General features: G+C 72.3%; 13 protein-coding genes. 9 read left to right on the forward strand and 4 right to left on the reverse strand.

The features are described from left to right. Positions 1 to 211: 211 nt before the first annotated feature. Positions 212 to 1,180: an aldo/keto reductase gene (locus ACQEV8_RS40585; RefSeq protein WP_432971371.1), complete on the forward strand. Its 969-nt coding sequence runs from the start codon at positions 212 to 214 to the stop codon at positions 1,178 to 1,180. Between the two features lie 84 nt (positions 1,181 to 1,264). Here the strand turns inward: ACQEV8_RS40585 and ACQEV8_RS40590 are convergent, their stop codons facing one another. Further along, positions 1,265 to 2,107, reverse strand: a complete 843-nt coding sequence (locus ACQEV8_RS40590; RefSeq protein ID WP_432971374.1) for a phytanoyl-CoA dioxygenase family protein — start codon at positions 2,105 to 2,107, stop codon at positions 1,265 to 1,267. 61 nt (positions 2,108 to 2,168) lie between these two features. Here ACQEV8_RS40590 and ACQEV8_RS40595 point away from each other — a divergent pair, with 61 nt between their 5' ends. Continuing rightward, positions 2,169 to 3,143 (forward strand): helix-turn-helix domain-containing protein, encoded by a 975-nt coding sequence (locus tag ACQEV8_RS40595; RefSeq protein ID WP_432971377.1) that lies wholly within the window; start codon positions 2,169 to 2,171, stop codon positions 3,141 to 3,143. Positions 3,144 to 3,385: 242 nt separating this feature from the next. Then, positions 3,386 to 5,470 carry a ricin-type beta-trefoil lectin domain protein gene (locus ACQEV8_RS40600; RefSeq protein WP_432971380.1) on the forward strand — a complete coding sequence of 695 codons (2,085 nt, stop codon included), beginning with the start codon at positions 3,386 to 3,388 and terminating at the stop codon, positions 5,468 to 5,470. A gap of 11 nt (positions 5,471 to 5,481) precedes the next feature. Here ACQEV8_RS40600 and ACQEV8_RS40605 read toward each other — a convergent pair whose 3' ends face one another. Together ACQEV8_RS40605 and ACQEV8_RS40610 are read right to left on the reverse strand one after the other, a co-directional pair. Then, complete coding sequence (locus tag ACQEV8_RS40605; protein ID WP_432971383.1) at positions 5,482 to 6,780, reverse strand: arsenic transporter; 1,299 nt, start codon at positions 6,778 to 6,780, stop codon at positions 5,482 to 5,484. 24 nt (positions 6,781 to 6,804) lie between these two features. Beyond that, a complete protein-coding gene (locus ACQEV8_RS40610; RefSeq protein WP_432971386.1) occupies positions 6,805 to 9,192 on the reverse strand; it encodes a SpoIIE family protein phosphatase in 2,388 nt (795 codons plus the stop codon). A gap of 257 nt (positions 9,193 to 9,449) precedes the next feature. On the opposite strand from ACQEV8_RS40610, the gene ACQEV8_RS40615 reads away from it, so the two are divergent. The 3 genes from ACQEV8_RS40615 (at position 9,450) to ACQEV8_RS40625 (ending at position 15,790) form a co-directional block, all read left to right on the forward strand. Continuing rightward, on the forward strand, positions 9,450 to 12,539 hold the full coding sequence (locus ACQEV8_RS40615; RefSeq protein WP_432971389.1) for a glycoside hydrolase family 2 TIM barrel-domain containing protein: 3,090 nt from the start codon (positions 9,450 to 9,452) through the stop codon (positions 12,537 to 12,539). 147 nt (positions 12,540 to 12,686) lie between these two features. Then, positions 12,687 to 14,930, forward strand: a complete 2,244-nt coding sequence (locus ACQEV8_RS40620) for a glycoside hydrolase family 9 protein (protein ID WP_432971392.1) — start codon at positions 12,687 to 12,689, stop codon at positions 14,928 to 14,930. A gap of 68 nt (positions 14,931 to 14,998) precedes the next feature. Beyond that, complete coding sequence (locus tag ACQEV8_RS40625; protein WP_432971395.1) at positions 14,999 to 15,790, forward strand: alpha/beta fold hydrolase; 792 nt, start codon at positions 14,999 to 15,001, stop codon at positions 15,788 to 15,790. Positions 15,791 to 15,808: 18 nt separating this feature from the next. On the opposite strand, the gene ACQEV8_RS40630 is transcribed toward ACQEV8_RS40625, so the two are convergent. Next, a complete protein-coding gene (locus tag ACQEV8_RS40630; protein ID WP_432971398.1) occupies positions 15,809 to 16,741 on the reverse strand; it encodes a sigma-70 family RNA polymerase sigma factor in 933 nt (310 codons plus the stop codon). A gap of 153 nt (positions 16,742 to 16,894) precedes the next feature. On the opposite strand from ACQEV8_RS40630, the gene ACQEV8_RS40635 reads away from it, so the two are divergent. The 3 genes from ACQEV8_RS40635 (at position 16,895) to ACQEV8_RS40645 (ending at position 19,463) form a co-directional block, all read left to right on the forward strand. After that, positions 16,895 to 17,140 (forward strand): hypothetical protein, encoded by a 246-nt coding sequence (locus ACQEV8_RS40635; protein ID WP_184587072.1) that lies wholly within the window; start codon positions 16,895 to 16,897, stop codon positions 17,138 to 17,140. A 3-nt stretch (positions 17,141 to 17,143) separates the two neighbouring features. Further along, positions 17,144 to 17,521: a toxin Doc gene (locus ACQEV8_RS40640; RefSeq protein ID WP_432971402.1), complete on the forward strand. Its 378-nt coding sequence runs from the start codon at positions 17,144 to 17,146 to the stop codon at positions 17,519 to 17,521. 448 nt (positions 17,522 to 17,969) lie between these two features. Next, complete coding sequence (locus ACQEV8_RS40645) at positions 17,970 to 19,463, forward strand: RICIN domain-containing protein (RefSeq protein ID WP_432971405.1); 1,494 nt, start codon at positions 17,970 to 17,972, stop codon at positions 19,461 to 19,463. The last annotated feature ends 20 nt before the right edge of the window (positions 19,464 to 19,483 follow it).

Below are 19,483 nucleotides of genomic sequence, written 5' to 3' on the forward strand. Positions count from 1 at the left end.
CTTCTCCTCCACGCCGCCGACCGGCCGGGCGCCGGTCACCTCGCCGAGGATGCGGCAGCGGTCCGGCCGCCTCGCCGCTCCCACGCCGTGCGGTCACCTGGGGGCAGCAACGATGACGGCCCGTCAGCCGGTCCGGCGCACCCTGCCTTCGAGCGCACACCAGCACGTACGCTCCCCCTGGAACCCCCTCCCGAAGGCAGGAGCAGCAACGATGCAGTACGTGAAGCTCGGTTCGACGGGCCTGGACGTCTCCCGGATCTGTCTGGGGTGCATGACCTACGGCCTGCCCGACCGCGGCCGTCACGAGTGGACCCTCGGCGAAGAGGCCTCGCGCCCGCTGATCCGGCAGGCGGTCGAGGCGGGGATCAACTTCTTCGACACGGCCAACGTCTACTCCGACGGCACCAGCGAGGAGATCACCGGCCGTGCCCTGCGCGACTTCGCCCGCCGCGACGAGATCGTGCTCGCCACGAAGGTGAACGGCCGGATGCGGCCCGGACCGAACGGCGGCGGACTGTCCCGCAAGGCGATCCTCACCGAGCTCGACCAGAGTCTGGCCCGCCTCGGCACCGACTACGTCGACCTCTACCAGATCCACCGCTTCGACCCGCACACGCCGGTCGAGGAGACGATGGAGGCCCTGCACGACGTCGTCAAGGCCGGCAAGGTCCGCTACATCGGGGCCAGCTCGATGTACGCCTGGCAGTTCTCCAAGGCCCAGTACACGGCCCGCCTCAACGGCTGGACGCGCTTCGTCTCCATGCAGAACCACTACAACCTCGTCTACCGCGAGGAGGAGCGCGAGATGCTGCCCCTCTGCGCGGACCAGGGCGTGGGCGTACTGCCCTGGAGCCCCCTCGCCCGCGGCCGCCTCACCCGCGACTGGGACACCACGACCGAGCGCAGCGCCACCGACACGTTCGGCAGCAACCTGTACCAGGAGGGCGACCGCACCATCGTCGAGGCCGTCACCCGCATCGCCGCCGACCGCGACGTCCCCCGCGCCCAGGTGGCCCTGGCCTGGCTGCTCCACCAGAACACGGTGACGGCTCCCATCGTCGGGGCGTCGAAGCCCGGGCATCTGGAGGACGCGGTGGCAGCCGTGGAACTCCAGCTGACAGACAAGGAGCTGGAGGAGCTGGAGCGTCCCTACACAGCGCATCCGATCGCCGGTCACTGAGCTTTCTCGGGGGCGCGGGGCTGTTTCGATGTGCGGCTCCGCCGCGCGGGGGCGACCAGCCACGACGAACCCGCGGACAACCGATCAGTGAGGCCCCTGCGGCGACGAGAACTCCGTCCCGCAGGGCCCCGCGCCCTCACTCTCCCGCAGAGCCACCCGCGCCCCACTCATCGACAACGTCCGGTAGAACCGACCGATCCGCTCCGCCGACCGCCCCACGTAGTGCCCGATGAACGACCGCCGGAACCGATCACCCGAACGGTTCGGCTGCGACCCGTGCATCAGACTGCCGTTGAAGAACAGAACATCCCCCGGCGACATGTCCACCGGCACGGCCGCCAGCCCGGGCGGCGGCGGAACGTACTCCCGGGCGAAGGAAACCCCTTCGTCCGCCTCCTCCGGGCAGAACACCTCCATCCGGTGCGTGCCCGGCACGACCTCCAGCCCGCCGTTCTCCCGGTCGATCACGTCACACGCCAGCCACGCCGCCACACACGTGCCCGGCTCCACCCGCAGATAGAAGTTGTCCTGGTGCAGCGCCTGGCCCCGGGCGCCCGGCGGCTTGAAGTAGAACATGCTCTGCGCGGCCAGGACCTCCTCCCCGAGTAGCACCTCCAGGACCGTGCGCAGCCGGGCGTCCAGCAGGACGTCCCGGGCCGGGCCGTTGATCTCGTGCGGGTGCATCACCCGAGGCCAGACGTGCAGCGGGTCCGCGTCCGCCCCGGACGCACGCGGCTCGAAGTGCCCGGGAACCGGGCCGGCATCGTGCAGGGCCGCGAACTCGCCGCACAGCCGCTCGGTCTCGTCGGCCCCGAAAAGCCCGCGCACGACCGTGAAACCGTCCTCCTCGAACCCCTCCCGGTACCGCCGGAGCCCGGCGGGGTCCAGGATGGGAGCGCCGGCGGCGCCGTTGCCCGTGACTGTCATGAGCGCACCCCTCGGTCGGCTGTCCACGGCCCGACACTAGGCCGCCCTGTCGTGGAGGAGGATGCCCGTGCGTGCTGACGGATTGCCCGGCACTGCTGAGAACGGGAACGACGGGGACCCCGCTCCGCCGCCCGGCCTGGTCGTGCTCGGCCACTTCGACCAGCCGCCCGGCTATGCCGTCAGCCGCCCGCGTGGATCCGCGAGCTGGCTGTTCACCTGGACCACGGGCGGCCGGGGCCGGCTGCGGCAGGGCGCCGTGGAGACCTCGGTCGGCGCCGGTGACCTCGTGGCGCTCGCCCCGGGCGTCCCGCACGGCTACACGGTGGAGCCCGGCGCCCGGCACTGGCGCTTCTGGTGGGCGCACTGCCAGGCCCGCCCGTCATGGGCCGGGTGGCTGCGGCCGTACGACGCCGGCGACGGGGTGTACGTGGTCGCGCCCGCCCCGGCCGCTGTGCACGGCCGCGTCGAGTCGGCGTTCCGGCGGATGTACACGGACGCCCGCTGGACCGGGACCGGGGCACCGCCCGCACCGGCGTCCCCGGACGGGCAGGTGGCCGTCGCACACAGCAGCGCGGCCCGCGAACTCGCCCTGTGCGCACTGGAGGAGATCGTCCTCCTCACCGCCGCGGGTGCCCGGCCGGCGGCATCCCGCCCCGGCCTCGACCCGCGGATCCGCCGGGCCCAGGAGCTGATCGCCGCCGACCCGGGCGCCCCGCACACCGTCCGCTCGCTCGCCGGGAGTGTCGCTCTGTCGCCGTCCCGGTTCGCCCACCTGTTCAGCCGGCAGCTCGGCCAGTCGCCCATGCGCGCCCTGCGCGAGGCCCGGCTGCGGCACGTCGCGCGGCTGCTGGAGGGCACCGACCTGTCCGTGGAACGGGTGGCCGCCGCCTCGGGTTTCGCCAGCCCCTGCCACTTCAACCGTGTCTTCCGCGAGCGCTACGGGATACCGCCCGGCGCGTACCGGACAAAGTACGGAGATCCGTCCGGCCCGGCGGTTACCGGACGGCGACGGGAACCGGGCGAATACCTGCCATAAAAGCCGAGCGGGCAGCCCGGAAATCCCTTTCAGGCCGCTGATTGACATTTTGTCAAAAAGCCCTTGCCGCCTACGCAATGCACGAAACCGCGAGATCCCTTGTTCCCTGTCGCTGAGCTGTGCAAAGGTGTGCCCTGTCGGCGTGCGGACAGCACGCCGTTCTTTCGTATGCGCGAGGCCGCCGTGCCTGCATACCCCTTGGTATGGACTTTATTCCGCATGTCCTTGAGAGGAATGCAGCCGTGAACGACGCAAGTCCGTCGAATTCCCCGGCCCCGGCCCGCAGGTTCGGCCCGACGGACGAGCAACTGAGCGCCGAGCTCAGGAAGTGGACGGGCGCGACGCCCGCGCTCCAGCCCGTCGGCGAGCTGCTGGACCGGCACTGGGAGGCGGCTTTCGCCTACGCCCGGCTGTGCACCGCCGGTCCGCATTTCGCCGGAATGCTCACCACCGCCGCCTTCACCCGGCTCTTCGGCGAAAGCCTGCGCCAGAACGGCCCGACGGCCGCCTGGCGGCCCCAACTGCTCGTCACCGTGCGGCGGATCGCGGCCGAGTGGGCCACCGACCACCGACGCGACATGCTCCATCCGGATCTGAGATCCGAGACCGGTGACGGGGAGCGCCCGGCCGCCCGGCTGGTGCCGCAGCGGCACCGGCGCCTGCTGTCCGGGGCCTTCCAGCGGCTGCCCCAGTCGGCCCGCTGCCTGCTGTGGCACATCGAGGTCGAGGCCGAACCGCTCGCGGCTCCCGCCGGACTGCTCGGCCTGGACGAGGAGGGCGCGCGCGTCGAACTGGGCCGGGCCCGCGACCGGATGCGCGAGGAGTGCCTCCAGCTGCACCGCGAAACCGCCCCCGACGAGGAATGCCGGCGCTATCTGCGCCTGCTCGACGTGACGTATCGGCGTGCCGCCCGCGACATCGACCCCGATCTACGCGCGCATATCGAGGGATGCGGGCACTGCAGCGCCGCCGCGGACCAGCTCGACCGGTTCAACCACGGGCTCGGCGTCGCCCTGGCCGAGGCGGTGCTGGGCTGGGGCGGACAGGAATACGCGCACAGCGCGTCGAGCGGCGCCGCGGAGGCTTCCCCGGAGATCGGCGTTCCCGGGGACACGGCCGGCACGGAACCGGCCGGCGCCGCACGCGCGGCGTTCCCGGACCCCGTCGCCCTCGCGGGCGCGGTCGGGGAGTCGTTCACCGACCCCGTCGACCCGGTGACCGCGCCGCCCGCTCCCGCCGCCGCGGGGGAAGCGGGGGCCTCACCGCAGGTCCGTGGCCGGGAGCCGGACCAGATGCAGGACCCGGCGCTGGTCCACGCCCATGAGGCGTTCCCCGCCATCCCGGCCGAGGCGCCTGTACCGGCCGGTGGAACGGCTCCCGGCCCGGAAACCGTGGGTCCCCGCACCGCCTCCCCCAGATCCGCCCACAAGGCGGCCCGCCGCGCCGCCCGCCGCCGTAACCTCACCGTGGGCATCCTGACCGTCAGCGGCCTGGTCGTCCTCCCGCTGGTCCTGTGGTCCATCGGCAGCTCCGGCGACGCCGCCTCGACGCCCGGCGCGGACCGGTCCTCCGAGGCGGCAGACCCGGGCGCGGGCAAGCCGACCGGCGACCCGTCCTGGATCGGGGCGGGCGAGGCCCGCAAGGGCGCCCTGCGGGGCCGGCTGCACAACATCGCCTCGGGACTGTGCGTCGGCGTCGACGGCAAGAAGGCCGTCGAGGGCGCGGAAGCAGAACTCACCACCTGCTCCTCGGCCCCCGCCCAGCAGTGGACGTACGAGACCGAGGGGCTGCTGCGCAACGGTGCCGCCCCCGGCCTGTGCCTGGACTCGCGGCTCGGCTACTCGGTGCGGCTGGCCCCCTGCACCGGCCCGTCCCGGCCCGACATCGAGGACATCAGCTACGACTTCGTCCTCCAGGGCGCCCTGGTGCCCCGCCGGGACCAGGAGCTCGCCCTCGCCCCGGCAGCGACCGACGGTTCGGGGTCCCTGGTCCTCAAGACCCGGGAGGACGACGAGGTCCAGCGCTGGGTGATCGACACCTCGAAGACCGATCTCCAGATGGAGGTCGTCAACTGGGAGGCCGCCGCTCCGGTGCCGCAGCCCACGCCCACACCGACCCCCACCCCCACACCGTCCAGGACCCCCGAGCCGACTCCCACCCCGACCGCCGCTCCGTCGACGTCCCGGCCGGCGCCCACGAGCCCGTCGCCCAGCCCCACGTGCCACTACTACGGCTACTACTGTTCCGGAAACGGCGACGACGGCTATCCCGGCTACGGCTACGGCCATCCCGGCTACGGCTACGGCTATGGCGGCCGCGGCCGCTGACCGGGCGCGACTCAGCCCCCGACGACCTCCAGGGACAGCCACAGCGCCACCACGGCCGGCACCAGCGCGGCGGGCACCGCGAGCAGCCCGAGGCGGGTGAACTCCCCGAGCTCGACGCGGTGCCCGTGCTGGTGCACGATCCGCCGCCACAGCAGGGTCGCGAGCGAACCGGCGTAGGTCAGGTTGGGGCCGATGTTCACGCCGAGCAGCACCGCCAGCACGGCTCCGGGGCCGGCCCCGGCGGTCAGCGGCAGCAGCACCAGCACCGCGGGCAGGTTGTTGATGAGGTTGGCCAGGACGGCGGCCAGCGCGGCCACGCCCAGCAGCGCGAGCAGGCCCGAGCCGTCGGGCAGCACACGGTGGAGCGCGTCGGCGAGCCCGTTGTCGACGACCGCGCGCACGACGACGCCGAGCGCGAGGACGAACGCCAGGAAGGCCGGGGCCGCGGAGCGCACCACCGTCAGCGGGGTGGCCCGCCGCCGCAGCAGCGCCCGCCCGGCCAGCACCAGCGCACCCGCCAGCGCGGCCCACGCCGGTGCGATCCCGAGGGCGGAGGCCACGACGAACCCGGCGAGTGTGCAGCCCACCGTGACCAGGGCGAACAGCGGCAGCTCGGGAGGCGGCGCAGGGTCCTGGGAGGGGAGAGGGGTGGCCAGTTCATCGTCGAAGAAGCGCCGGAAGATCAAGTACTCGGCGCCGATCGCGACCAGCCAGGGCAGTGCCATCAGCGCCGTGAACCGGGTGAAGCTCAGCCCGCTCGCCGAGAAGGCCAGGAGGTTGGTCAGGTTGGAGACCGGCAGCAGCAGGGAGGCGGTGTTCGACAGGTGCGCGCAGGCGTAGAGGTGTGGCCGGGCCTGGACGCCCATCCTGGTGGCGGTGGCGAGCACGACCGGTGTCAGCAGCACGACCGTGGCGTCCAGACTGAGCACGGCGGTGATGACGGAGGCCAGTGCGAACACCGCGGTCAGCAGCCGCCCGGGGCGCCCCGCCGCCCAGCGGGCCATCCACGCCCCGCACGCCGTGAACAGTCCCTCGACGTCGCAGAAGTGGGCGAGCACCAGCACGGCCGCGAGGAATCCGACCACGGGCCCCAGCCGCTGGATCTCCTCCCACGCGTGCGCGGGCGAGATCACGCCGACGGCGACAGCGAGGCCGGCGGCCGGAACCGCCAGTACGGCCTCGGGCAGTCCCTTGGGACGGACGACGGCCCAGACGAGCACTGCGGCCAGCAGCGCCACGGACAGGACTTCGGCGAGCGGGGTGTTCAGGGCGAGGTCCTCCGGGGCGTGTCTCAGGCGGTGCCCGCCCATGAAACCAGGCTCCGGTAAGAACGCTCACATCGCGTCGAGCATCGTCAGCTCCGCCCAGATCGTCTTGCCGTCCGCGGTGTGCCTGCTGCCCCAGCGCTGGGTGAGCTGGGCGACCAGGAGCAGACCGCGGCCCCCCTCGTCCCAGGTCTTGGCCCGGCGCAGATGCGGAGCCGTGTGGTTGGTGTCGGACACCTCACAGATCAGCGTGTCCGCGTCGTGGATCAGCCGCAGCCGGATGGGCTTGGCGCCGTAGCGGATGGCGTTGGTGACCAGCTCGCTCACCACCAGCTCCGCGGTGAACGTGGCCTCGACCAGACCCCAGCGTTCGAGCTGTTCGACGACCTGCTTGCGGATGGGGGCCACCAGTGCCGGGTCGGCCGGGATGTCCCACGTCGCGACCTGGGAGGACGGCAGCCCCCGGGTGCGGGCCAGCAGCAGGGCCACGTCGTCGGCGGAGCCGCCCGAGGGGAGCAGCGCCTGCAGCACGCGGTCGCAGACCTCGTCCAGCGAGCCGGCGGGGGCCGACAGTGCCTCGCGGAGCATCCGCTGGCTGGTGTCGCCGTCCCGTTCACGGCTCGCGAGCAGCCCGTCCGTGTGGAACGCCAGGACGCTGCCCTCCCGCAGCTCCACCTCGGCGCTCTCGAACGGCAGCCCCCCGACACCGAGCGGGGGACCGGAGGGCAGGTCGAGCTGCCGGGCGGGGCCGTCCGGCGGGACCAGGAGGGGCTGCGGGTGCCCGGCCCGGGCCAGGGTGCAGCGCCGCGACACCGGGTCGTACACCGCGTAGAGGCAGGTCGCGCCCACCTCCCCGGTGCCGTCCGCCTCTTCGCCCCCGGACTCCTGGGACAGCCGGACGACCAGGTCGTCGAGGTGGGTGAGCAGTTCGTCGGGGGCCAGGTCGATGTCGGCGAGGGTGCGGACGGCGGTGCGCAGCCGGCCCATGGTGGCCGAGGCCTGGATGCCGTGGCCGACGACGTCGCCGACGACCATGGCGACCCGCATCCCGGACAGCGGGATCACGTCGAACCAGTCGCCGCCCACACCGGAGCGGGTGGCGGGCAGGTAGCGGGAGGCCGCCTCCAGGGCCGCGGTGCGCGGCAGATGGCGGGGCAGCAGGCTGCGCTGCAGCGTGAGGGTCGTCTCCCGCTCGCGGGAGTAGCGGCGCGCGTTGTCGATGCAGACGGCGGCCCGGGCCGTGACCTCCTCGGCCAGCAGGACGTCGTCGTCCGTGAAGTCCTCGGGGCGGCGAAAGCGGGTGAACACCGCGACCCCGAGGATGGTGCCTCGGGCCTGGAGCGGGACGGACATCGTGGAGTGGATGCCGTACTCACGGACCCGCCGGTGGCGGACCGGGTCCCAGGCCAGCCACCGTTCGAGGTCCTCCTCCGATCCCGAGGCCACCACCGCGTGGCCCGCGATCAGGGAGGCGGCCTGCGGGGAGGACTCCGGGTAGACCTCCACCTGCCCCGCCTTGGTGACGGCCTCGGGGCTGCCCGCGTTGACCGACTGATGCGCGGCCCGGCGCAGACTCACCGGTGGGGCGGGCGGCCCCGCGGACTCGCCGCCGTGCTCCCGCGTGTCGAGCAGGTCGACGCTGACGAAGTCGGCGAGCGCCGGGACGCACACGTCCGCCAGCTCCTGGGCCGTACGGGTGACGTCGAGGGTGGTGCCGATGCGCACGCTCGCCTCGTTCACCAGTTGCAGGCGTTCCCGTGACCGGTACTGGTCGCTGAAGTCGTGGGCGGTCACGCACACGCCCCGCACCCGGCCGGAGGGGTCGGTGAGCGGTGCGATCCGGGCCAGCCAGGCGTGCGCCCCCCGGGTCTCGCCGCTGGCCTTCATGTACGTCTGCATGTCCTGCCGGCGCCCGGTGCTCAGCACCCGGCGCAGATTCTCCTCGAGCTCGGTGTTCTGCGGCCGGCTGCCGATGTCAGTGGGTCTCAGACCCCGCAGCCGGTCGGCGGGCATGCTGAGGAGGTCCGCCATGGCCTCGTTGACGCCGCGCAGCCGCAGCCCCTCGTCGAAGATCATCGTGGCGCAGGGAGACTGGGTGAGGGCGGCCCGCACCAACGGGTCGTCCTCCAGCCCCACATCGTCGGCCTCCGGCGGGGACACCGCGAACCACTCGGCCGTCTCGCCGTCCGGCGGTCTGCGGTGGGCGAGCACCCACACGGACACCGTGCGGCCGTCGCGGTGACGCAGCGCGAGCATGCCGCTCCAGCGGGCGTCGTGGGGCGCGGGCGGCGCGCCGGCGCCGCCGGCCAGCAGCTCGGCGGCCGGGCGGCCGACGACCTCGGCGGACGTGTGGCCCAGGAGGCGGCGGGCGCCCTCGTTCCACGCGGTGAGCGTGCCGTCGGCGGCGATGACGGCACGGGCGGCCACGCCCTCGTCCAACGGCTCGTCCGGGATCATCGTCGCCACTCCATACGGACACTCACAGTGATCAGAGAGGTCGCTTGAGTTCCAGCCTAGTCCGTAGGCGCCCGCCGTGAACCGGTAACCCCGGCAGCGCCCGGCCGTGCGGGGCCGGGGCGTGAATCCGGCCGATGTGACGCCTGGGACAGAAGGAAGTCGCCGCACCCTTGACGGCCCTGTGTGACACCTCGACAGAATCTGTTTATTCACGATCAGTTGTGAGTAGTTCTGGGCATTGATGAGGGAGAGTCGTCATGTCGGTCACGCGCAGATCGGTCCTGCTCGCCTCCGCGGCCGCGCCCGCGGCCGGAGCGCTGCTCGGCACCCCGGAGGCGAGGGCCGCCGAGGAGGTGCGCGGCGGGACCGGACGCAGTACCGTCGCCCTGCGCGACGGCTGGCGCTTCGCGCTGGTCAACCCGGGCGGCATCACGGATCCGACCGGCGCCTACGCCGACGCAGCGCTGCCCGGCCACGACGACTCCGGGTGGCGCGAGGTCGCCGTCCCGCACGACTGGAGCATCGAGCAGGCCCCCACCACCGAGCACGGCACCACCAGCGGCACCGGCTTCCTGCCCGGCGGCCTCGGCTGGTACCGCCTCTCCTTCACCCTGCCGCCCGCCCTCGCGGACAAGCGGATCTCGGTGGAGTTCGACGGCGTCTACATGGACTCCCACGTCTACTGCAACGGTGAGGAGGCCGGCCGCCACCCCTACGGCTACACCGGCTTCGCCTTCGACCTCACCGACCTGGTGCACACCGACGGCACCACCGAGAACGTGATCGCGGTCAAGGTCCAGAACCGGCTCCCCAGCAGCCGCTGGTACTCGGGCAGCGGCATCTACCGCGAGGCCCGCCTGGTGATCACCGAGCCGGTGCACGTGGCCCGCTGGGGCACCCGCGTCCTCACCCCCGAGATCACCGCCGAGCGGGCCGTCGTACGGATCGACACCACGGTCGTCGACGCGTCGGGCGAGGGCGCGGACGTCGAGGTCGTCTCCCGGATCGTCGACCGGAAGGGCCGCACGGTCGCCCGTACCTCCTCCACGGTCGCCGTCACCGACGAGAAGACCGAGACCCACGAACTCACCGTAAAACGACCGGAGTTGTGGGACATCGCCGCCCCGTACCGGTACACCCTGCACACCGAGCTGCGCGTCGGCGGCCGGACCACGGACACCTACCGCACGCCCTTCGGCTTCCGCACGTTCCGCTTCGACCCGGACGAGGGCTTCTTCCTCAACGGCACCCATCACAAGCTCAAGGGCGTCGACCTCCACCACGACCTGGGCGCCCTCGGCGCCGCCGTCAGCAAGGACGCCGTCCGCCGGCAGCTGCTCATCATGAGGTCGATGGGCGTCAACGCCTTCCGGACCTCCCACAACCCGCCCTCCCCGGAGATGATCGAGGTCTGCGAGGAACTCGGCATCGTCATGCTGGTGGAGGCGTTCGACTGCTGGAAGAGCCCCAAGACGCGGTACGACTACGGCCGCTTCTTCGACGAGTGGGCCGACAAGGACATCGCGGAGATGGTCCTGGCCGCCCGCAACTCACCCGCGGTCCTGGTGTGGTCCATCGGCAACGAGGTCAGCGAGTTCACCTCCACATCCGGCCTCGCCATGGCCGACCGGCTCATCGCCGCCATCAAGGCCTACGACGTCACCCGCCCGGTCGTGATCGGCTCCCACCGGCACCGCAGCGTGCCCGCCCCGGGCTCTCCCGGCGATCTGATCCTCGCCAAGATCGACGGCCTCGGCCTCAACTACAACACCGCCAAATCGGTGGACGCCCTGCACGCCCGCTACCCCAAGCTGTTCCTCTTCGAGTCGGAGTCGTCCTCGGAGACCTCCACCCGCGGCGCCTACCAGGAGCCCGAACACCTCAACACGGGCGAGAACCACACGCCGGGCAAACGCGCGACCTCCTCCTACGACAACAACCTCGCCTCCTGGACCATGAGCGGCGAGTACGGCCACAAGAAGGACCGGGACCGCAAGTGGTTCGCCGGGCAGTTCCTGTGGTCGGGCATCGACTACATCGGCGAGCCCACGCCGTACGACGTCTTCCCGGTCAAGGCGTCCTTCTTCGGCGCGGTCGACACGGCCGGCTTCCCGAAGGACATGTACTACCTCTTCCGGAGCCAGTGGACCGAGCGGCCGATGGTCCACCTGCTGCCGATGACCTGGAACCACGCCGAGGGCGACACGGTCGAGGTCTGGGCGTACGCCAACGTCGACACCGTCGAGCTGTTCCTCAACGGAAAGTCCCTGGGCGTGCGGCGGTTCGACACCAAGAAGACCGTCGACGGCCGCGCGTACCTGGAGACCACCGAGGCGACCGGCGACGACAAGACGTTCACCGAAGGCCCCTGGCCCGGCAGCTACACCAGCCCCAACGGCAGTGCCGGAAAGCTGCACCTGACGTGGAAGGTGCCCTACGAGCCGGGCGAGCTGAAGGCCGTCGCGCGCAAGGACGGCAAGGCGGTCGCCACCGACGTACTGCGCACCGCGGGCGCCCCGCACGAGATACGCCTGACACCTGACCGCGAGTCCCTCGCCGCGGACGGCCGTTCGCTGGTCTTCGTGACCGCCGAGGTGGTCGACCGGCACGGTGTGGTGGTGCCCGGCGCGGAGCACCTGATCTCCTTCGAGGCGGCGGGCGGCTCCCTGGCCGGGCTCGACAACGGCCGGCAGGAGAGCGCCGAGCGCTACCAGGCGAGCACCCGCACCGCCTACCACGGCAAGGCCCTCGCCATCGTCCGCTCCGGCACGAAGCCGGGCACGGTGAAGGTGACCGCCCGCGCCGACGGCCTGCGCACCGGCACGGCGACCGTACGCGCCACCCCGGCCCGTGACCGGGCCGAGACGACCCCGCCCGCCTTCGGACCGGAGCACCCGGCTCCCCTGGACCACCCGCACGCCGACGCCAGTCACTCGGGCCGCCCGGACACCCTGCCCGCCGCCATGCTCGACGGCGATCCGGCCACCGGCTGGTCCAACGGCTTCTTCAAACAGGCCACGGCCCTGCTGCCCGCCTTCGACGGGGCCCGCGGCGAGGACTGGGTCTCGGTCGACCACGGCCGCACCCGCGGTTTCGAGCGGGTGGACGTCTCCTTCACGGTGGACGCCTCCCACAGCCTGCCCGTGGCGATCGCGGTGGCGGTGTGGGACGGCCGGGCATGGCGGGCCGTGCGGGACACCGCGATCGACTGGGCCACCGCCTCCGACGCCCCCACCGTGATCACCTTCGAGGCCGTCCGCGGCTCCCGGATCCGGCTCACCCTGACGAGCAGCCACCCCGACGAGGCGCGGGGCGCGATACGCATCAGCCGGCTGGACACCGTCTAGACCACACTGGTCCGGACGGGTGACGGACAGTCAGTCCCGTCCGGACCGTTGACGGAGTGTCACATCAGCCACAACCATGGCGGGCATCCGCTTCTGGGAGCGCTCCCACACCGAGCGTCACCCGCCCCTCTCCAGAGGAGCCCGGACGTGAAACGACGCAGAACCGCCCTGCTGTCCCTGACGGCCCTCCTGGCGACCGCCCTCACCGCGCTGCCCTCCGCACCGGCCGGGGCCGAAGAGGTCGAACAGGTCGAGAACGGCACCTTCGACACCACCACCGCCCCCTGGTGGACGACCAGCAACGTCACCGGGGGCCTGTCCGACGGCCGGCTCTGCGCCGACGTCCCCGGCGGCACCACCAACCGCTGGGACGCCGCCGTCGGACAGAACGACATCACCCTCGTGAAAGGGGAGTCGTACCGCTTCTCCTTCAGCGCGACCGGCACGCCCGCCGGGCACGTGGTGCGGGCGGTCGTGGGCCTGTCGGTGTCCCCGTACGACACCTACTACGAGGTGACCCCGCAGCTCAGCGTCTCCGGCGACCGCTACTCCTACACCTTCACCGCACCCGTCGACACCGCACAGGCCCAGGTCGGCTTCCAGCTCGGCGGCAGCGCGGACGCCTGGCGCTTCTGCATGGACGACGTCTCGCTGCTGGGCGGCGTCGCGCCGGAGCCGTACGAGCCCGACACCGGCCCCCGGGTCCGCGTCAACCAGGTCGGCTACCTGCCCGCCGGGCCGAAGAACGCCACCCTGGTCACCGATGCCGCGGCGAAGCTGCCCTGGGAGCTGAAGAACGCCCGCGGCGCCGTGGTCGCCCGGGGCACGACCGTGCCGCGCGGGGCCGACGCCTCCTCCGGGCAGAACGTCCACTCGATCGACTTCGGCGCGTACCGTGCGAAGGGCACCGGCCTCACCCTGGTCGCCGACGGCGAGACCAGCCGCCCCTTCGACATCGACGCCGGCGTCTGGGAACGGCTCCGGCTGGACTCGGCGAAGTACTACTACACCCAGCGCAGCGGCGTCGAGATCCGCGAGGAACTGCGGCCCGGGTACGGCCGCCGGGCCGGTCACGTGGGCGTGGCCCCCAACCTGGGCGACACCGCCGTGCCGTGCCAGCCGGGCGTGTGCGACTACACGCTCGACGTCAGCGGCGGCTGGTACGACGCCGGCGACCACGGCAAGTACGTCGTCAACGGCGGCATCTCCACCTGGGAGCTGCTGAGCACCCACGAACGCGCGCTGCACGCCCGCACCGGTGACGCCGGCAAGCTCGGCGACGGCACGCTCGCCATCCCCGAGAGCGGCAACAAGGTCCCGGACATCCTCGACGAGGCCCGCTGGGAGCTGGACTTCCTGCTGAAGATGCAGGTGCCCGCCGGGAAGCCGCTGGCCGGCATGGCCCACCACAAGATCCACGACGAGCAGTGGACCGGGCTGCCGCTGCTGCCGAGCGACGACCCGCAGAAGCGCGAACTGCACCCGCCGTCCACCGCGGCCACCCTGAACCTGGCCGCCACGGCCGCGCAGGCGGCCCGTCTGTACCGGTCCCACGACAAAGCGTTCGCCGGCAAGACCCTGGCCGCCGCCCGCACGGCCTGGTCGGCGGCGCTCGCCCACCCCGACCGCTATGCCTCCGAGAGCGACGGCGTCGGCGGCGGCGCCTACCCCGACAGCGACGTCACCGACGACTTCTACTGGGCGGCGGCCGAGCTGTATCTCAGCACGGGGGAGAAGCGGTTCGAGGAGTACGTCCTGAAGTCCCCCGTCCACACGGCCGACCTCTTCAAGCCCCTGGGCTTCGACTGGGCCCGCACCGGGGCGGCGGGCCGGCTCGATCTCGCGACGGTCCCGAACAAGCTGCCGGGCCGGGACAAGGTGCGCGATTCCGTCGTCAAGGGCGCCGACCGCTACCTGGCCACCCTGAAGGGCCACCCCTACGGCATGCCCTACGCGCCCGACGGCAACACGTACGACTGGGGCTCCAGCCACCAGGTCCTCAACAACGCCGTCGTCCTCGCCACCGCGTACGACATCACCGGCGCCTCGAAGTACCGGGACGGCGCACTGCAGAGCATGGACTACATCCTCGGCCGCAACGCGCTGAACATCTCCTACGTCACCGGCTACGGCGAGGTCAGCTCCCAGAACCAGCACAGCCGCTGGTACGCCCGCCAGCTCGACCCCGGCCTGCCCCACCCGCCGCGGGGCACCCTCGCCGGCGGGCCGAACTCGAGCATCCAGGACCCCTACGCACAGAGCAAACTCCAGGGCTGCGTCGGACAGTTCTGCTACATCGACGACATCCAGTCCTGGTCGACCAACGAACACACGATCAACTGGAACGCCGCCCTGACCCGCATGGCCGCCTTCGTGGCGGACCAGGGGTAGGGAACGCGTCCGGTGCCGGGGAAGTCCGCCGACAGGACGCCCCCGGCACCCCCGCGTAGCCTGGTCACATGCGCGCGGTGCGGGTAGACGGCATCGAGGTCGCCTACGACCGGGTGGGCTCGGGCCCGCCCCTGGTGCTCGTGCACGGTGCCACCGCGGACGCCCGCGTCTGGCGTGGCCAGGTCGCCGACCTGGCCGACGCGTTCACCGTCGTCGCCTGGGACGAACCGGGAGCCGGCCGCTCCTCCGACGTGCCGCCCTCCTTCACCCTGGCCGACTACGCCCGCTGTCTGGCGGCCGTCGTCGAGGACGTGGGCCTCGGCCCGGCCCATGTCCTGGGCCTGGCCTGGGGCGGGACCATCGTGCTGGAGCTCTACCGGCACCACTCCGATCTCGTCAGGACGCTGCTCCTCGTCGACACCTACGCCGGCTGGAAGGGGTCACTGCCCGCCGCGGAGGTGCGGGCGCGGGTCGAGGGGGCCGAGCGGCTGCTCGCGGTCCCGGACGAGAACTTCGCGCCGACCATGCCGGGCCTGTTCGCGGGCGAGCCGCCCGCCGGAGCCGTACGCCTGATGTCCGTGATGTCGGCCGACACGCGTCCGAAGAGCATGCGGACCGAGCTCACCGTGATGGCCGAGGCCGACCAGCGCGACCTGCTGCCCGGGATCACGGTGCCGACGCTCCTGCTGTGGGGCGAGCTCGACACACGCTCCCCGGTGGAGCAGGTCGCCCACCCGTTCCTGGCGGCGATCCCGCGCGCCACGCTGGTCGTGCTCCCGGGCATCGGGCACCTCAGCAACCTCGAGGCCCCGGAGGCCTTCAACCGGACCGTCCGGGAGTTCTGCCGCTCCCGGTCCTGAGCGGACCGGTCCCGGACGTCACCCGTCCTCCTTGGGCAGGTGGGCGAGCTTGTCCGGATTGGCCACGACATAGATGCCGGAGACCCGGTCGCCCTCCGGGGTGAGGTCCAGCACCAGGACGGCGAACGGCGCGTCCCCGTCGAACAGCACGGCGGCGTCGTCGCCGTTGACGCGGCGGTAGCGCCAGACGGGGTTGCCCGGACCGCCGCGCCCGGACGTGAGCAGGCGGGCCACCTTGTCCCGGCCGTGCACCGGGCGCAGGCTCGCCGGCTTGCGTTTGCCGCCGGCGTCCGTCCACGCCGTGACATCCGGCGCGAGGACCTCCATCAGCGCGGCGACGTCCCCGCCGAGCGCCGCCCGCACGAACCGCTCGGTCGCCTCCCGCCGCACCCGCGGATGCGCCTCGTACCGCGGCCGCCGCGCCCGCACGTGCTCCCGGGCCCGGTGCGCCAACTGCCGCACGGCGGCGGGGGAGCGGTCGATGACCTCCGCGATCTCGGCGTGCGGGTAGCCGAACACCTCGCCCAGGACGAACACCGCCCGCTCCAGGGGGGTCAGCGACTCCAGTACGACCAGCAGGGCGAGCGACACCGACTCGGCGCGCAGGGCGGGCCCGTCGGCGGTGTCGGCCTCACCCTCGGCTACCAGGGGCTCGGGCAGCCACTCGCCGACGTATGTCTCCCGCCTGCGGCTGATCGCGGCACGGCGGCGCAGCGCGTGGTTGACCGCCACCCGCACGAGATAGGCGCGGGGGTTGCCGACGCCTGCCAGGGGAGCGCCACCGCCGCGGGCCGTCCAGGACAGCCAGGTCTCCTGCAGGACGTCCTCGGTGTCGGCGACACCGCCGAGCATGTTGTAGACGACGCCGAACAGCAGCTCGCGATGGTCGACGAACACCCCGGTCGCCTCGTCGATCGGGGCGTCGGTGCCGGGTGCGGTGATCTCGGTCATGGGTGGGCCTCCCAGGGACGCGTTCACCACTGAGACCGGGGAGGGGACCCGGAATGTGACATCGCCGGGCCGCACCGGTGCGCCCGGTACCGTCTGATTCCTCTCTGACCTGGTGATATTTACGAGTCAGTACCCGAGCGGTACCTTGAAGGCATGCCAGCTCTCAACGTGGAGTTCAGCGACCGCGAACTTGAGGACCTGCGGCAGATCGCCAAGGAGCGCGGTACGTCGATGAAGGCGCTCGTGCGGGAGGCGGCCGCGGCCGACATAGCGCGCCACCGGGCGCTCCAGGAGGGCGCGGAGGCCTTCCGCAGGTTCTTCGCGACACACGCCGACGAGTTCGCCGCCGCCTTCCCCGACGACGAGCCGCCCGCGAAGGACGAAGGGCGGGCCGCCTGACCGATGGCACCCGTCATCCATATCGACGTGCCCTGGCTGCTGCAGCGCCACGAGGAGGTCCTGCCGGACCAGCCCACCGTCAACGACTTCTCCGCGCTGGTCGCCGCCGTAGCCCGGCACCGCGTCGACCCGCCGCGTCTCGGGGTGAACTCCGACCCGGCCTGGCGGGCCGCGGCGCTGCTGCACACCCTTGCCGTGCTCCGGCCGCTGCCCACGGCCAACGCCCGCTTCGCCTGTGCGACGGCCGTGGCGTACATGTTCGTCAGCGGCGTCGGTATCGACCCGCCCTACGGAGCCCTCGTCGACCTGGCCCGCGACCTGATGTCCAACGCGACCGACGTCTACGGTGCGGCGGACCGGCTGCGGTCCTGGCAGATCTGACCCGATTCACACAAGGCGCACGGAAATGTCGAAAACGAGTACGAGCCGCGTACGTGCGTTCCCGTTTCTGACTTTCTGTCAATGGGCCGGATGTCGCACGGGCGCCTTGTTGGTCGTGTGGGGGTTGTGCAAGAGTGAAACACACGTGCGGGGGGAATGGCCGGGTGTCGCACGCGATTTGTGAACCGGGGCCGATTCACCACCGGTGAATTCGCACCTCCCGCGCCGCGCCAGAAAAGGTTCGCACCAACCGGGCTCCTTTTTCGGCGGCAGGACTTCTGTGTGTCACCTGCGCGTGGGAAGGAACCATCTCAGTGCCCACCCCCACCCCCCTCGTCCCCCGTATCCCCCGCCCGGCGGGGATCCCGGGGAATCCGATGAATCACTCGCCGCCCCACTGAGAGGCAGCCCGGAGGGCGAGGTCGCCGCCCATTCCGTCGCGCTGCTGATGGCGCGGCACTGGCAGCCGGTGTACGACTACGCGGTCATCTGTCTCGCCTCGTCGGCGCAGGTAGCCGCCATGGTGACCGGGACCGCCTTCCACCGGACCCTCAACCGCGCCGCCTTCGGCGACTCGGCCGTGGCGCTGCGCCCGGTTCTTCTGGTGACCGTGCGCGACACGATCCGCGAGTGGTCCGGCGACGACCGAATATCCGCCGTACTCCCGGCACTGCAGAAACCGGCCGGAGGGCGGGGGCTGCGCGCGGCGACGTCCATGACGCCCGAAAACCGGGCGCTCGCGGAGCGGGCATTCCAGGCACTTCCCGCCGTCGCGCGCGCTTTGCTCTGGCACGTCGAGGTCGAGGCAGATCCTTTAAGCGTCCCCGCCGGCCTACTGGGCATGGACACCGACATCGCGTCGGCCGCCCTCGAACAGGCGCGTGACAAATTCCGCGAGGGTTGTGTACATGCCCATCGTGAACTCGCGCCGACCCATGACTGCCGGTTCTACAACCGCCTCCTCGACGTCCCGATCCGTCGGGGCGGCGCACTGCTGCCGGACGTCCAGGAGCATCTGGCGGATTGCCGCTACTGCCGGAACGCGGCCGAGCAGCTGAGCCATTTCGAGGGCGGCCTCGGCCTGTTGATCGCCGAAGCGGTGCTCGGCTGGGGTGCCCGCCGCTACCTCGACTCACGTCCGGGCCGGGCCTCGCACGGCACACGGAGCGGGCGCGGCGGCCGGCGCGGCGGCGGGCGGTCCGGGAGCGCACGCCACCGTCTGCTGTCCCGGATCCCCATGCCGGCCCGCCGGGTCCCGGGCGTCCGGATCCCGGACGCACTGCGGTCCTCCCGGGCGCTGCTCTCGGGCGTGGGCGCGGTGTCGGCCGGGGTGCTGGCGACGGTGCTCATCATCAGCGCGTCGTCGTACGACGGCGGCCAGGCCGACCCGGCCGGCTCCAACAGCGCCGCGGGCGGCAACGGCGGCGGGTCCGTGACACCGCCGGACACGGCGGGGCTGCCCACGGCACCGGGAGTGACGCGGCTGCGCAACGCGGGCGCCGATCTGTGCCTCGACATCCGGGACCTGCCGAAGGAAGGCTCGGGGGCGAAGCTGGACTCGTGCTCGACGGCGTGGACCCAGCAGTGGACGTACGAGAACGACGGGCTGCTGCGCAGCGTCGCCGATCCCGGGCTGTGCCTGGACTCGCACAAGGACGCCGGCGTCGTCGTGCTCGGCACCTGCGCCGAGGAGGACGCCGAGCGGGGCGAGGACGTGCGCTACGACCTCACCGTGCGAGGGGAGTTGCTGCCCCGCTGGGACGAGCAGCTCGCCCTGACCTCCACCAACGACGACCCGGACGCCGACATCGTCGTCAAGGTCCGCGACCGGTCCGACGAACAGCGCTGGCAGCCGGAGCCCGTGCCCACGGCGGCGGGGTCCCTGTCGATCGCGGAGGAGGACGTACCGACCGCACGGCAGGTGACAGGGCCGAACGGCTGAACGGCCGAACGGTGAACTCG

The organism is Streptomyces sp. CA-179760 (assembly GCF_050937045.1).
GTDB lineage: Bacteria > Actinomycetota > Actinomycetes > Streptomycetales > Streptomycetaceae > Streptomyces.